The sequence below is a fragment of the Mitsuaria sp. TWR114 genome, from assembly GCF_007997345.1.
In genome coordinates this window covers 1-13682 of record NZ_VOSR01000125.1, presented here as the reverse complement: position 1 = coordinate 13682, position 13682 = coordinate 1, and the positions used below count along the sequence as shown (strand labels likewise).

At 70.3% G+C, this 13682-nt stretch carries 12 protein-coding genes and 2 pseudogenes; 3 read left to right on the top strand and 11 right to left on the bottom strand.

The window, feature by feature from the left end:
* Window positions 1-484 (bottom strand): annotated as a pseudogene (locus tag FUT87_RS06100) (hypothetical protein); the annotation flags it as partial.
* Between the two features lie 120 nt (window positions 485-604).
* The gene (locus FUT87_RS06095) at window positions 605-1099 is read right to left on the bottom strand and encodes a YajQ family cyclic di-GMP-binding protein (RefSeq protein WP_091732977.1); all 495 of its coding nucleotides are present in this window, start codon (window positions 1097-1099) and stop codon (window positions 605-607) included.
* 72 nt (window positions 1100-1171) lie between these two features.
* Here FUT87_RS06095 and murB point away from each other — a divergent pair, with 72 nt between their 5' ends.
* Window positions 1172-2242, top strand: coding sequence for a UDP-N-acetylmuramate dehydrogenase (gene murB / locus FUT87_RS06090; protein ID WP_091732981.1), 1071 nt, complete (start codon window positions 1172-1174; stop codon window positions 2240-2242).
* A 31-nt stretch (window positions 2243-2273) separates the two neighbouring features.
* Here murB and FUT87_RS06085 read toward each other — a convergent pair whose 3' ends face one another.
* The 5 genes from FUT87_RS06085 to FUT87_RS06065 form a co-directional block, all read right to left on the bottom strand.
* Window positions 2274-2561, bottom strand: a complete 288-nt coding sequence (locus FUT87_RS06085) for a hypothetical protein (protein ID WP_091732986.1) — start codon at window positions 2559-2561, stop codon at window positions 2274-2276.
* 177 nt (window positions 2562-2738) lie between these two features.
* The gene (locus tag FUT87_RS06080) at window positions 2739-3581 is read right to left on the bottom strand and encodes a hypothetical protein (protein WP_147240416.1); all 843 of its coding nucleotides are present in this window, start codon (window positions 3579-3581) and stop codon (window positions 2739-2741) included.
* Window positions 3578-5089, bottom strand: coding sequence for an AAA family ATPase (locus FUT87_RS06075; RefSeq protein WP_091732993.1), 1512 nt, complete (start codon window positions 5087-5089; stop codon window positions 3578-3580). The genes FUT87_RS06080 and FUT87_RS06075 overlap by 4 nt, the downstream gene beginning before the upstream one ends.
* 84 nt (window positions 5090-5173) lie before the next feature.
* Window positions 5174-7117, bottom strand: a complete 1944-nt coding sequence (locus FUT87_RS06070; protein ID WP_147240415.1) for an ATP-binding protein — start codon at window positions 7115-7117, stop codon at window positions 5174-5176.
* A 2-nt stretch (window positions 7118-7119) separates the two neighbouring features.
* Window positions 7120-7659 (bottom strand): hypothetical protein, encoded by a 540-nt coding sequence (locus FUT87_RS06065; protein WP_255511693.1) that lies wholly within the window; start codon window positions 7657-7659, stop codon window positions 7120-7122.
* A 250-nt stretch (window positions 7660-7909) separates the two neighbouring features.
* Here FUT87_RS06065 and FUT87_RS06060 point away from each other — a divergent pair.
* A pseudogene (locus FUT87_RS06060) lies at window positions 7910-9129 on the top strand (AMP-binding protein); the annotation flags it as partial.
* Window positions 9130-9267: 138 nt separating this feature from the next.
* Window positions 9268-9621 (top strand): AMP-binding enzyme, encoded by a 354-nt coding sequence (locus FUT87_RS31610; protein WP_404935364.1) that lies wholly within the window; start codon window positions 9268-9270, stop codon window positions 9619-9621.
* Between the two features lie 194 nt (window positions 9622-9815).
* Here the strand turns inward: FUT87_RS31610 and FUT87_RS06055 are convergent, their stop codons facing one another.
* The 4 genes from FUT87_RS06055 to FUT87_RS06040 are packed head-to-tail and all read right to left on the bottom strand — an operon-like array spanning window position 9816 to window position 13397.
* A complete protein-coding gene (locus FUT87_RS06055; protein WP_186830379.1) occupies window positions 9816-10316 on the bottom strand; it encodes a DUF924 family protein in 501 nt (166 codons plus the stop codon).
* On the bottom strand, window positions 10313-10663 hold the full coding sequence (locus FUT87_RS06050; protein ID WP_186830378.1) for a GNAT family N-acetyltransferase: 351 nt from the start codon (window positions 10661-10663) through the stop codon (window positions 10313-10315). The genes FUT87_RS06055 and FUT87_RS06050 overlap by 4 nt, the downstream gene beginning before the upstream one ends.
* Complete coding sequence (locus FUT87_RS06045; protein ID WP_147240412.1) at window positions 10660-12786, bottom strand: prolyl oligopeptidase family protein; 2127 nt, start codon at window positions 12784-12786, stop codon at window positions 10660-10662. Before FUT87_RS06045 ends, FUT87_RS06050 begins: the two co-directional genes overlap by 4 nt.
* A 50-nt stretch (window positions 12787-12836) precedes the next feature.
* A complete protein-coding gene (locus FUT87_RS06040) occupies window positions 12837-13397 on the bottom strand; it encodes a YaeQ family protein (protein ID WP_091733012.1) in 561 nt (186 codons plus the stop codon).
* Between the last annotated feature and the right edge of the window lie 285 nt (window positions 13398-13682).

Genomic DNA, 13682 nt, shown 5'->3' with positions numbered 1-13682 from the left:
GCGCGCGCGAGGGCTCGCCGAGGTCCGAGGCCGCCGCGGCGCGCACCAGCAGCAGCGCCTTGCGGATGGCGTCGGGCAGGCCCTCGGGCACCAGCGCCGGGAGCTTGAAGACCTCGGGCTGCTTGCCCTGGGCGACCAGCGCCTGGGCCAGCGGCACGGCGACCTCGGCGCGGTTGATGCCCAGCGAGAGGGCCTCGTTGAACTCGACCTCGGCGGCCGCGGCCTCGCTGCGCATCAGCAGCGCCTTGCCCAGCAGCACGTGGACGCTGAGCATGCGCGCGTCCTGCTGCAGCGCGTTCTTCAGCTGGATGACGGCGCCGTCGATGTCCTGGCGTTCGAAGCGCTTGAGCGCGTCCTCGTAGAAGCGCGCGGCCTTGACGCTGTCCGCCTGCGCCGATGCCGCGCACAGCGCCAGCAAGGCCGCCGCCGCGGGGCCGCGCCAGCGGGACCCACCGGACCTGCCAGACCTGCCAACAGTGCTCATCTCGTCCCCCCCGATGTGTGGTCATGCGGCCGCGGCCTGGGGCCGTCGGTGCGCGGGAGCGGGCAGGGTGCCTGGTCGCGCTCCGGCGCGAGGCTCAGGCCGGGTCGAACCCGGCCCGGCTCATTTGCGGTAGTTGTCGAAGCTCAGCGGCAGGTCGGGCAGCGCCTTGCGCAGCGCGCCCTGCGCGGCCTGCAGGTCGTCGAGCGACTTGCCGGTGATGCGCACGATGTCGCCTTCGATCTGCGCCTGCACCTTGAGCTTGCTCTCCTTGATCGCGGCCACGACCTTCTTGGCCTCGGCGGCTTCCAGACCGTTCTTGATCTTGTAGACCTGCTTGACGCGGTCGCCGCCGAGCTTCTCGATCTTGTCCTGCTTGTCGACGAATCCGAGCACCACGCCCTGCTTGGTCAGCTTCGAATACAGCACCGCCTCGATCTGCTCGAGCTGGAACTCGGCGTCGCCGGTGGCGTGGACTTCTTTCTCCTTGTCCTTCCACTCGATGGCGGCGCTGGTGCCCTTGAAGTCGAAGCGGGTGGCGATCTCCTTGGCGCTGGCGTCCACGCTGTTGCGGACCTTCACCATGTCGGGTTCGAGGACGGTGTCAAAGCTGGGCATGTGCGTACATCTCTTTCAAAGGAGCGAAGGCCCGGATCGGGCCTTCGGGGGATATGGGCGAGAATTCTAGCCATGCAGTCTCCCGCCATCCCCCCCTCGACCGAGCGACGCGAGGGCGTCGTCATCGAGACCGACGTCAACCTCAAGCCCTACAACACCTTCGGCCTGCCCGCGACGGCGCGCCGGCTGGTGCGCATCCGCGAGGAACTGGATGTGCGCCGCGTCGTCGACCATCCCGAACTGGGCCGCGCGCCGAAGTTCGTGCTTGGCGGTGGCTCGAACCTGGTGCTGACGCGGGATGTCGACGCGGTCGTGTTGAAGATGGAGATCCCGGGCCTGCGCGTCGAGGAACGCGACGACTGCTGGATCGTCGAGGCCGGCGCCGGCGTGGCCTGGCATGAGGCGGTCGCGGGCTCGCTGGCGCTGGGCGTGCCGGGCCTGGAAAACCTCGCGCTGATCCCCGGCACCGTCGGCGCAGCGCCGGTCCAGAACATCGGCGCCTATGGCGTCGAGCTGAAGGACAGGCTCGAGAACGTGGACGTCGTGGACCTGACCACCGGCCGGCGGGTCACGCTGCCGGCCGAGGTGTGCCGCTTCGGCTACCGGGACAGCGTGTTCAAGCAGACCGGTTACGGCGGCCTGGCCGGCAAGAGCGTGATCACCAAGGTGCGGCTGCGCTGTCCCAAGCCGTGGCAGCCGCAGCTGGGCTACCTGGACATCGAACGCAAGATGGCCGAGACCGGCATCGCCGCGCCCGATGCCCGGCAGGTGTTCGACTGGATCTGCGAGATCCGCCGCGCCAAGCTGCCGGATCCGGCGCGCATCGGCAATGCGGGCAGTTTTTTCAAGAACCCGGTGGTGAGCGCGGAGCAGTGCCGCGACATCATCACGCGCGACCCGCACATCGTGCATTACCCGATGCCCGACGGCAGCTTCAAGCTGGCCGCCGGCTGGCTGATCGACGCCTGTGGGTGGAAGGGCAAGAGCGTCGGCGGCGCGGCGGTCTACGAGAAGCAGGCGCTGGTGCTGGTGAATCGCGGCGAAGCCCGGGGCGCCGAGGTCGTCACGCTGGCGCGGGCGATCCAGGAGAGTGTCTACGGCCGCTTCGGCATCCGGCTGGAGCCGGAGCCGGTGGTGGTCTGAGCCGGCCCGCCCCAGGGTCTCGAGGGCTTGCTCAGATCCAGTGGAATCCTTTCGCCATCAACGCCGCCACGCCGATGGCCACCGTGATGATGGCGCCGAACAGAAGGCGAAAGTCATGCGTGCGGATGGCCATGATCTCGGCGCGCATCTCCTTCCGGAATTCCCTGAACTCGGTCTTGAGTTCATTCATCTCGATCTGCAGTCGGTCCACGTTGGTCTCCAGTACAGCCACCTTGATTGGAAGGTTCGAATGCTGGGCCGAGGCGCCATGGCGGTCAATGACCTCGACATGAGGGGCGTGCTTGTGCGGGGTGGCCATGGGCGGCAGCTGGGCAAGGCCTGGCCCCTTTTTCCTGCTCGATGATGAACTGCGCATGAGAGGGCTCGCGACGGATCTGCTGGGACCTGCAAAGTTTGCGCCGCAAGATCAGCAGCCGCGAGTCGGAAGCCGGCCTCCCGAAGGGGGACGGCGCAACGCCCTTTCAGGGGGCGCCGGTCAAGTCTCCAGCAGCCCCCAGCTACGAAGGAAGTGCCGCGACATCGCAGCGAACGGCTGGTTGTCGTCGGCCTGGCGGCGCAGCTGCGCGAGCACCTTCGGCGCGCTTGGCGAGTCGTGATCCATTTCCTGGAACGCCAGCGCTGCGGTGTAGAGGAACTCGTAGCGCTGGTAGCGCAGGCGCAGCAGCTCGCTGCGATTGAGGCCCAGCACTTCCTCGGCCGCCTTCACCGCGGCCTTCGCCCTCGCGGAGCGGCCACGGGCGATGAGCCATACCTCTTGCGTCGCATCGATCGCGTTCCAGGAAAACAGCCGCTCCGGATCGTCGAGGTAAGGGTCGGGGAGATGCGCATGCTCGCCGGCGAAGAAGCGCTTCAGCGCGGCGTCTGTCGTGGACGCGGGATCGGGGCAGAAGCGCTCGGCAAGCGCCGCTGCCTTCGCCGCATCGGCCGGGCGCGTGGCCGGCATGCGTGGCGGCTTCAGCCGCGCGCCGGTGAACGGGAAGCGGTTGCCCTTGTGGACCTGGTTGCAGACCTGGCAGCTGAAGGTGTAGTTGTCGACGCAATACGCCAGCCACCAGTACGGGTCCTTGGGACGGAAGTGCTCGACGTCGCCATGCGCGACTACCGCCGTGTCGGCCTCGCAGTAGGCGCATTTGCCAGCGGTCTCGCGCCGCAGCGTCGCCTTCGCGGCCGACCAGATCTGGCGTGACTTGGGCTTGAAGTCGACCCTGCGGCCGTCGTCGTAGAAATAGCCCTCGAGCCGGAGCAGCCGCTGCTGCAGCTTCGCGCCGGTGAAGGCGCCCAGGCTCGCGGCATCGCGTCGCCGCCGCAGGCGGATCACTTGGACCGCTCCACGCGCTTCACCGCGGCCTTGAGCTTGCCCGGCGACAGCGTCGGCGTGGACGCGGGCTTTGCCGCTGCGGTCGACGGCTTCGACGCCGGCGCCGCGGCCTTCGAGGCTTTCGCCGTCTGCGTCGCCCTGGCGACCTTTGTCGCCTTCGCCGTCGATGGCCGCGACTTCGCGGCCGGCTCCGGCGCCGCGGGCTTCGCGGACTGGGCCGCCTGCTTCGCGATGGTTGCCTTGAGTTCCTTCAGCAACGCCGCCTGCTGGCGCGCGTAACCGGGCACCGCGTCCCACTCCGGCGCGGCCCGCAGGACCTCCGTGCTGCGCTGCAATTGCGTGCGTTCGCGCGCGGTCAGGGCCTTGCCCTTGGCCGTCGACTTCGCCTGCAGCTTGCGGGCCGTGTCGCGCGCCTGCTCGACCACCACCGAATCCATCGACGCCAGGCCGAACATCGGGCTCATCAGCAGCTGGTGCACGCCCATCAGGCGCGGCTCGCCGACGAAGGGCACCAGCGTCGGCCGCTGCTTGGTCCCTTCGCGGCGGATGACGAAGAGCTCGCCCTCGCCACTCTGCTGCGCGGTCAGCGCCGAATGCGTCGTCGCGATGAACTGGAAATGCGGCAGCAGCGCCGACAGGAAGTCGACCAGCTGCCGGCGCCAGACCGGGTGCAGATGCAGGTCGAGTTCGTCGATCAGCAGCACGCCGCGCGTGGCGAGCGGGTCCTTGCGATCGGGGAAGGCCTCGGTGATGCGGTAGAGCAGGTCGCCGCACCAGGCGGCCATGTTCTGGTAGCCGTCGGACAGCTGGCTCAGGGGCACCTCGCCGTCGACGGTGTGGAACATCAGCTGGCCGGAGGCCTTGTCGATGCGCGAGAAGTTCATGCCCCGCATCAGCTGGTTGAGCGCCGCGCGGATCGGCGCCAGCGCGCCGGCGCCGCGCCGGTAGTCGAGGTCCATCGCCCAGCGCTGCAGCGAGACCAGCGAGGCGTCGGGCGAGAACATCGAGGCCAGCGCCCGCGCGCGCGGCGAGCGTGCGCTGTCGTCCAGCGGCGCGCTCAGGCGCTTGCCGCCTTCGGGCGGCCGGCGCGACACGCCATAACCCAGCACGAAATAGTTGCGGTCGGCATGCCGGATCGCCGCATCCAGCGCATCCAGCGTCCGCGCGTTGCGCTCGAAGATGTCGCGCAGGCCGTCGCCGCGGTGCAGTTCCAGCGCGATCTCGCGCGGCTCGCCCTTGGCGGTCACCAGCGTGCCGGCGATGCGGCATTGCCGCGTGCCGTTGCGGATCCAGGCATCGGCGTCGCCGAGCAGCTCCGGCAGGGCGTCGCTGCCCGCCAGCAGCAGGCCGATCGCGCGCAGCACCGTGCTCTTGCCGCAGCCGTTCTCGCCGAGCAACAGCGTCCAGCGCCGGTTCGTGCCGGGGGCTGCCTCCGGGCTGATGCCGAAGTCGATCGCCAGCGACTCCATCGAGCGCACATTGGTCAGCGCGATGCGGGACAGGTACATGGGACGGGGCTCTCCGTTGCGGAGAGGGACTTTAATGGCCTTTGAGGTGAGCGGGATCGAACCGGCTCAGCCGGCCCGCCCGGTTCAGGCCGCTTCCGGCCGGGCGGGCGAGGGCGCCAGCGACTGCAGGCAGGCGCGCAGCGTCTCGAGCTCCACCGGCTTGGCCAGGAAGGCGCTGATGCCGGCGTCATCGGCCTTCTGGCGAGACTCCTCGAACGCGTCGGCCGAGAACGCGATGATCGGCAGCCGCCCGCGCGACGGCGGCAGCTCCCGCATCCGCCGCGTGGCCTCGAAGCCGTCCATCTGCGGCGTGTGCAGGTCCATCAGCACGACGTCGAAGGCCTGCTGCCGCAGCGCGTGCAGCGCCTGCAGGCCGTTCTCGCACAGCGTCGGCCGATGGCCCAGCCGTTCGAGCATCGCCTCGATGACGATGCGGTTGGTCGGGTTGTCCTCGCTGACCAGGACGCGCAGGCCGGTGACCGGCGCATCCTCCGCCGAGGCCGCCGAAGTCGTCAAGGCCGCCGAGGTCGCCGAAGGTCCCTTGAGCGGCGTCGAGGGGGCGGTCGCCGCCGCCTCCGCCGCCACCATGCGGCCGGGCGGCAGGTCGGCGCCGGCGCGCAGCGGCAGCGCCAGCGTGAAGCGCGCGCCCTGGCCGGGCGCGCTCTGCACATGGATGTCGCCGCCCATCGCACGGGCCAGCCGGCGCGAGATCTCCAGCCCCAGGCCCGCGCCGCCGTGGCGCCGCGAGGTGCTCGCGTCGCCCTGGCTGAAGCGCTGGAAGAGTCTGGCCTGCGTCTGCGCGTCGATGCCCGGGCCGGTGTCGCTGACCTCGAACATCAGCAGGTCCTCGCCCAGCGGCCCGACGCCGCGTCTCAGCTGGCAGCCCACCTGGCCGCGGTCGCAGAACTTGAGCGCGTTGCTCAGCAGGTTCAGCAGGATCTGGCGCAGCCGCGTCGGATCGGCCAGCACCCAGCCGGGCACGTCGTCGTCGATGCCGAAGTGCAGCGCGAGCCGCTTGGCCGCCGCCTGCGGCCGGCTCAGCGCCTCCAGTTCCCTGACCAGCGCGCCGAGTTGCAGCGGCTCCGGCGCGATCGACAGCCCGCCGGCCTCCATGCGCGTCACGTCCAGGATGTCGCCCAGCACCGCCAGCAGGTGGCGCGCGCAGTCGTTGGCGGCCTTGAGCTGGTCCTGCTGCGCGGGCGTCAGCGGCGCTTCCTTGATCAGGCCCAGCATGCCCAGCAGCCCCTGCAGCGGCGTGCGCAGCTCGTGGCTCATGTTGGCGAGGAAGACCGTCTTGGCGCGGTTGGCGGCGTCGGCCTCGCGCTGCGCTTCGTTGAGCCGCGCGGCCAGCGCCTTCTGCTTGTCGCCATAACGCTCCAGGCCGCGGAACTGCCGGTAGATCACGGCCGCGAACAGCAGCGTCATCGCCGACAGCGCCGCCGTCAGCCCCAGGCTGACGCGACTCTGGTTGCGGATGATCTCGTTGCGGCGCGTCACGTCCTGGGCGACGTGGTGGGTCGAGGTCAGCGACAGGTCCCGGATCGGGTCGGCCAGCGGTTCCAGGCGGGCGACGATCTCGGCGATGCGCTGCGGATGCTCGCGGATCAGCGCGCCGTTGAGCGGCAGCGCATCGGCCCAGCGCACGAAGTCCTGGGCACGCGCGACCGTGCGCTGGTAGTCGGGGTGGTGCGCCAGCACCAGCGCGGCATGCTCGCTCTCCACGAGGTTGAGCCGGCTGACGAAGATCTCGTAGCGCTGCGCCACCTGGTCGGGGTCGACGCCCACGCTCGGTCCGGCCGCCTGCTCCAGGGCCAGGCGCAGCTTCAGGTATTCGGTCTCGAACTGGAACAGGCTCCAGACGAGGTAGTCGTCCTGATAGCGCCGCGTGCCGTTGAGCGCCTCGTATTGCCGCGCCTGCAGCCAGCCCACGCCGGCGGGCGTTAGCACCAGCAGCAGGCCCATCGCGGCGATGCCGACGCGCCAGCGGCGCTGCCGGGCCGCGACGGTGCGGGAGGCGTCGCGCGGCATGGTCAGCGCAGCTCCAGGTGGGTCAGCTGCCAGGCCGAGCGCCCGTAGAAGACGCTGTTGCGCAGCTCGGGCGCGTGGTCGAAGGGATAGATCAGGAACAGCGGGCCCTTGTCGCGCACCGCCATCGGCCGGTCGTCGAGCAGCCGGGCGACGATCACATCGTAGCGATGGCTGTCGGTCAGCGGGATCTGGACGCGGTAGTCGTTGAGCGCGCGGGCCTCGATCGTGCGTCCCTGCGCGCCGGCGGCGGCGAGCACGTCGCGCAGCAGCGGCCCGGTGAACCGGCGCGGCTGCGGGTACCAGGGCGTCTGCGTGCTGAAGCTGACCTGGGGCAGCTTCTCGAGCATCGCCATGTCGAAGGCGGCGCGGCCGTCGCGATTGGCGTTGCGCAGCGCCCCGCCGATGGTGAGCACCACCGGTCCGGTGGGCGCGGCCAGCGGCGGCTCGGCCGGCGCCGCCCGCACGGACGGCGCGGCCGCGGCGCCCACGGCCAGGGCACAGGTCAGCAGGCCCTGAAGGGCGGTACGTCGCGCGATCAGCATGAACGGGAGCAGGCACGACCCGGCCGCGCATCGACGCCCCGAGGGGAGGGCGGATGCCGCGCGGGCATTGGTGAAAGCCCGCATGCTACGCGGGGGCACGGGGAGGAGCATGTCCGGGACCACCCCGATAACAGGGGCCAGTCGGGTTTCCGCCACAGTGGACCGCCGGGCCCGATGTCGCTGTCGAGACAAGGTCGGCGAGGCGGTGGATTGAAGATCGACGCCACAACACAGACAGGAGACAGCCCCGATGACGCGCGTGGTCACCCCCCGTCCCGAGAACGCCGGCGTGCAGCACAGCCACTGGCCGGCGCGACTGCCCCGGCGGTTGGCGATTCCACGGACCTCGCTGTGGTTCAACCTGGAGGTCGCCGCGACGCGGTATCCGGACAAGGCGGCCACGCAGTTCCTCGGCGCGACGCTGAGCTACCGCGAGCTGCGACGGCAGGCCGAGGCGCTCGCCGGCTGGCTGCGGGCGCAGGGCGTGGGCAAGGGCGACCGCGTCGCGCTCTTCATGCAGAACTGCCCGCAGTACCTGGTCGCCTTCTACGCGATCAACCGCGCCGATGCGGTGGTGGTGCCGGTCAACCCGATGAACCGCGAGGACGAGTTCGGCCATTACCTGACCGATCCGGAGACACGCGTCGTCATCTGCAGCGGCGAGCTGTCGGGCATCGTCGCCAAGGCCGCCGAGAAGCTGCCGCCGGCGCAGCGCCCGCGCGCCGTGCTGGTGACCCAGTACTGGCAGATGCTCCCGCCCGCCGGGCCCGATCCGGCCTGCGACGCGCCCGAGACGATGCGGGCCTGGCTCACCGCCGTCCACGAGCTGCCGCCCGGCGCGACCGACTGGCGCGACGCGCTGGGCGCCGGCCTGGTGCCGGGGCCGCATACCGCCGGACCCGACGACCTGGCGATGCTGCCCTACACCTCGGGCACCACCGGCCTGCCCAAGGGCTGCATGCACACCAACGCGACCTTGATGGCCAACAGCTGCGGTGGCTGCCAATGGGGTTACGCGAGTGCCGAATCGGTCGGGCTGGCGGTGGTGCCGATGTTCCACATCACCGGCACCTTGTATGGCGTGCTCGGTCCGGTCTTCACCGGGATGACGCTGGTGATCATGCCGCGCTGGGACCGCGAGCTCTGCGGGCGCCTGATCTCGCGCCACCAGGTCACGCACTGGACCTGCATCCCGACGATGATCATCGACCTCTTCGCGAGCCCCAACTACAAGTCCTTCGACCTGCGCAGCCTGCGTTATCTCAGCGGCGGCGGCGCGGCGATGCCCAAGGCGGTGGCCGAGCGATTGCAGGAGGAGTTCGGCCTGACCTTCGCCGAGGGCTACGGCCTGACGGAGACCGCGCGCCCAGTCACGGCAACCCGCCCGAGCGCGCCAAGCTGCAGTGCCTGGGCATCCCGATCTTCGGTGTGGACGCGCGCATCGTCGATCCGACCACGCTGGAGGAACTGCCGGTCGGCGAGGTGGGCGAGATCATCACGCATGGCCCGATGGTGTTCCAGGGCTACTGGCGCCAGCCGGAGGCGACGGAGGCGGCCTTTGTCGAGCTCGACGGCAAGCGCTTCTTCCGCACGGGGGATCTTGGCCGCATGGACGAGGAGGGCTACTTCTTCATCACGGACCGGCTCAAGCGGATGATCAACGCGAGCGGCTACAAGGTGTGGCCTTCGGAGGTCGAGATGCTGCTGTACCGGCACCCGGCGGTGCAGGAGGCCTGCATCATCGCGGCCAAGGATGCGTACCGTGGCGAGACGGTCAAGGCGGTGGTGGTGCTGCGTGCGGAGGCCAAGGGCAAGACCACGGACAGGGACATCATCGACTGGGCGCACGAGCACATGGCGGCCTACAAGGCGCCGCGCATTGTGCAGTTCGTGGACGTCTTGCCGAAGTCGGGTTCCGGCAAGGTCATGTGGCGTCTCCTGCAGGAGCAGGAATCGAGTTGAGCTGCTGGCGCCTCGCGGTGCACGCGCTGCAGTGCTTCTCTTCGAGGGCAGGGCCGGGGCAGGCGACGAAGTCGTGCCGTCCAGGACTGACTGGGCGCGTTCTGTCTGACCAAAGCGAGCCGCAGGCGAGCGGCGGGAGTTGAGCGCCTGAGGCACGACGGGAGTCGCCTGCCCCGGTCCTGCCCGAGCGCAGGTCAGAACCGTGACCCTGGCTGCTTCAGGAAGTCCAGTTCCTCCGGCGTGCTGTCCCGCCCGAGGATGTCATTGCGATGCGGGAAGCGCCCGAAACGCGCGATGACATCGCGGTGTTTGCGCGCGTAGTCGAGCGCGTCGGCGAGGCGCGGGTCCTCGAGGGTGAGGGCTTCGAAGGTGGCGACGCTGAGTTCCTGCATCGCGAGGTCTTCGGCGTGTTCCATCGGCATGGTGGCGAACCAGCGTTCGAGCGTGCCGAGTTCCTGCGCCCGGGCCCGCAGCGCGATTGCGGCGTCCAGGGCGAGGGCGTCGCCGGCGAAGGCTGCTGGCGTATCGCGATGAATGTTGCGGGTGAACTGGTCCAGCACGACGATGCGCGCGAGCGCGCCCCAGGCGGTGGAGTCCCACTCGCGCAGGCCGCCGTCGAGGGCCTGGGCGACGACCGCGCCGAAGCGCTCGCGCAGCGCGTCGTCGAAGGCGGGGTCCTTCTTGAACCACTTCATCTGGATCTGCCGTCCTGCGCCGAGCCGGGCGGGCCGAACCATTCGTTGAGCACCCGCTGGGCCGAGGCCGGCGTCAGCAGCCGCTGCCAGCGCGGATGGCGCAGCAGCCAGTGGCGCACATAGCTGCAGCCGGGGACCAGCTGCAACGGGAACTCCGCCAGCCAGCGCGCCGCGGTCTCCACCAGCTGCGAGGCCAGGCCTTGCCCGCGCAGCTGCGCCGGCACGCCGGTGTGGGTGATGATCAGCTGTTCGCCGTGGCGCTCATAGTCGAGCCGGCATTGCAGTCCGGGTTGCGGCTGGGCAAGAAAGCATCTCGCGTCGGGATGATGCTGGATGACGAAATTCACGCTGCGTCTCCACTGCTGGGCTCCCTGCCGAGTTGCCGCCACAAGTAGGCGAACTCGAGGGCTTGCAACAGCGCGCGCTGCTGGTTGTCCGCCGCGCCGCCATGGCCGCCCTCGATGTTTTCGTAATAGAAGCAGGCTTGCCCCAACGCAAGCATGCGGGCCGCCATTTTCCTCGCATGGCCCGGATGCACGCGGTCGTCGCGCGTCGAGGTGGCGAAGAGCGCCCGCGGATATTGCACGCCCGCCTTGAGCTGCTGGTACGGGCTGTAGGCGGCGATGTGCGCCCACTCCGCGGGCTCGTCGGGATCGCCGTACTCGGCCATCCACGACGCACCGGCCAGCAGCAGGTGATAGCGCTTCATGTCCAGCAGCGGCACCTGGCACACCACCGCGCCGAAGAGCTCCGGCCGCTGCACCATGCAGGCACCCACCAGCAGTCCGCCATTGCTGCCGCCCATGATCCCGAGCCGCGCCGGCCGCGTCAGCCCGTGCGCGACCAGGTCCTCGGCCACGGCGATGAAGTCGTCGAAGCTGCGCTGCTTGTGGGCGAGCGTCGCGGCCTGGTGCCAGCGCGGGCCGTACTCGCCGCCGCCGCGGATGTTGGCCACCACCAGCCGCCCGCCGCGCGCGAGCCACGCCCGGCCATTGCCGCCCGAATACCACGGCTGCAGCGAGACCTCGAAGCCGCCGTAGCCGTAGAGCAGCGTCGGCGTGTCGGCGCCGCGGCCGGCCTTGCCGATGACGAAGTAGGGCACGCTCTCGCCGTCGGCGCTGGTGGCGAAGCGCTGCTCCACCGTCATGCCGTGCGCGTCGAACTGCGCGCCGCGCTGCTTGAGCGTCTCGCGCGCGTCGGTGCCGGCCTGCGCCAGGCAGACGATGTCGGGCGTCAGGAAGTCGCAGTAGTGCAGCAGGTAGCGGTCGCCGAGCCGGTCCTCGGCCAGCTCCGGGTCGTGCAGGCTCTGCACGCTGAGCGTGCCGGGGAAGGGCGCCTTCACCTGGCGCAGGACCGGCGGCCGGTGCGACAGGTCCCATTCCTCGAGCCGGCTGGCCACATGCTCGCTGACGTTGAGCAGCAGGTGGTGGCGCGTCAGCGTGTAGTCCTCCAGCGAGCGGCCCGCCGTCGGCGAGAACATCACGCGCAGGTGCCTGTCGTGGCGCTCGTTCTTCCAGAACGCGGCTTCCTCCATCAGCAGCAGCGAGCCGGCCGGGTAGGTCGGGCCGTGCGGGATGGCCCAGTCGGTGCGCGGACGCAGCAGCATCCACGGGCCTTCCAGGTGCACGCTCATGTCGCTGGGCAGGTCGATGGGCACGAACTCGCCTTGCTTCCAGAGGAAGCGCGACTCGTTGTAGAAATCCAGCGCGCGGCTGAACACGACCCGCTCGAAGCCCGGCGTGCGGTCGACCGACACCGACACCGAGACGTCGTCCTTCTCGCCCTCGAAGATCACCGGCGCGGCGTCCAGCGGCGTGCCGCGCTCCCAGCGCCGGATCTGGCGCGGATAACCCGACTCGGTCAGCGAGTCGGGGCCGAAGTCGCTGCCGACCAGCAGGGTGTCGGCGTCCAGCCATTCGACGTCGCTCTTGGCCTCGGGCACGAAGAAGCCGCCTTCGGCCGGCGGGATGAAGCGCAGCGCCTCGAGGTCGAACTCGCGCAGCTCGTGGGCATCGGCGCCGCCGTCGGACAGCGACACCAGGCAGCGCCGGTAATCGGGCGCGAGCGCCGTCGCGCCGTGGAAGACCCAGCTGCGGCCTTCGTCGCGGCCCAGCGCGTCCAGGTCCAGCACCAGCCGCCACGGCGGCTCGGCGAGCTGGTAGTCCTCCAGCGTGCAGCGCCGCCACAGGCCGCGCGGATGGGCCTCGTCCTGCCAGAGGTTGTAGAACCAGTCGCCGCGCCGGGCCACATGCGGGATGCGGTCGCGCGCGTTCAGGATCTGCAGCAGCTCGTCCCGGACCGGCTCGAACTCGGGCTCGGCCTTCAGCGCGGCCAGCGTCGCGTCGTTGCGCTCGCGCACCCAGGCCAGCGCGCGCTCGCCCTCGGCGCCTTCCAGCGCCTCGAGCCACAGGAACGGATCGTCCGCGGCGGTGGTGGGGTCGACGGATGCGGACGGCTCGGAATGCGGCACAACGGTCTCCTGGTCAAGGGCGCGGGCGGCTCGTCACCTTACCCCACAAGTCACTGCTCGGCTTCCTTCAGCAATTGCGGCGTGATCTCCACAGCGCCCTTCTCGGTGCTGACGTACGCCGTTCCGTCCTGGATGCTGACCTGCCACTGCATGCCGCGTTCGGCCAGGGCGGCCAGCGCCTGCGCCTGGTCCGCCGGGATCTGCCACACGGCCAGCCGGGGAGTGCGCTGCAGCTTGTTCTGGATGCCGCTCCACCATACCGGCGTGCTGGACGCGTAGCTGATGACGGTGACGCGCTCGGCGCGGCCGTGGGCCTGGCGCAACCGGCGCTCGTCGGGCTGGCCCAGCTCGATCCAGTGGACCACCTCGCCGGTCAGGTCCAGCTGCCACAGCGGCGGCTCGTCGACATCGGACAGGCCCTTGCTGAATTCGAGCCGGCCGCGCAGGTCGTCGGCGGGCACGTGCAGCGCGTAGGCCAGGATGCGCAGCATCATGCGCTCGTCGGTCTCCGACGGGTGGCGGGCGACGGTCAGGGAGTGCTCGCCGTAGACATGGCGGTCCATGTCGGAGAGCTGCAGCTGGGCTTTGTGGATGGTGGCCTTGAGCGCCATGGTCGAAGGGCCGCCCGAAGCGGCCGGGGTGCGGGGTGGATGCCCCGGCGTGCGGGCTGCACGCGGGGCGGAAACGATCTGAAGCGGCGCATTATCCCGGTCGTGGCATCATGCCGACCCGCATGGCGGCCTGCTCCGGCCGCCCCATGAGACTGCGGGCCGGCCGGTGCCACCGGCGAGCCCGTGCCGACGAGACAGCGCCCACCCGGCGCAATGACCTGAGAGACGACATGAACACTCTTCGCACCTCCCTCGCCGTCGCCGCGCTGCTGGCCCTGCTCGCCG

Excerpts from the sequence above, each read along its gene's own strand:
- FUT87_RS06095 (WP_091732977.1), bottom strand. The coding sequence starts at position 1,099 with ATGCCCAGCTTTGACACCGTCCTCGAACCCGACATGGTGAAGGTCCGC.
- murB (WP_091732981.1), top strand. The coding sequence starts at position 1,172 with ATGCAGTCTCCCGCCATCCCCCCCTCGACCGAGCGACGCGAGGGCGTC.
- FUT87_RS06085 (WP_091732986.1), bottom strand. The coding sequence starts at position 2,561 with ATGGCCACCCCGCACAAGCACGCCCCTCATGTCGAGGTCATTGACCGC.
- FUT87_RS06075 (WP_091732993.1), bottom strand. The coding sequence starts at position 5,089 with ATGTACCTGTCCCGCATCGCGCTGACCAATGTGCGCTCGATGGAGTCG.
- FUT87_RS06070 (WP_147240415.1), bottom strand. The coding sequence starts at position 7,117 with ATGCCGCGCGACGCCTCCCGCACCGTCGCGGCCCGGCAGCGCCGCTGG.
- FUT87_RS06065 (WP_255511693.1), bottom strand. The coding sequence starts at position 7,659 with ATGCTGATCGCGCGACGTACCGCCCTTCAGGGCCTGCTGACCTGTGCC.
- FUT87_RS31610 (WP_404935364.1), top strand. The coding sequence starts at position 9,268 with ATGGACGAGGAGGGCTACTTCTTCATCACGGACCGGCTCAAGCGGATG.
- FUT87_RS06055 (WP_186830379.1), bottom strand. The coding sequence starts at position 10,316 with ATGAAGTGGTTCAAGAAGGACCCCGCCTTCGACGACGCGCTGCGCGAG.
- FUT87_RS06040 (WP_091733012.1), bottom strand. The coding sequence starts at position 13,397 with ATGGCGCTCAAGGCCACCATCCACAAAGCCCAGCTGCAGCTCTCCGAC.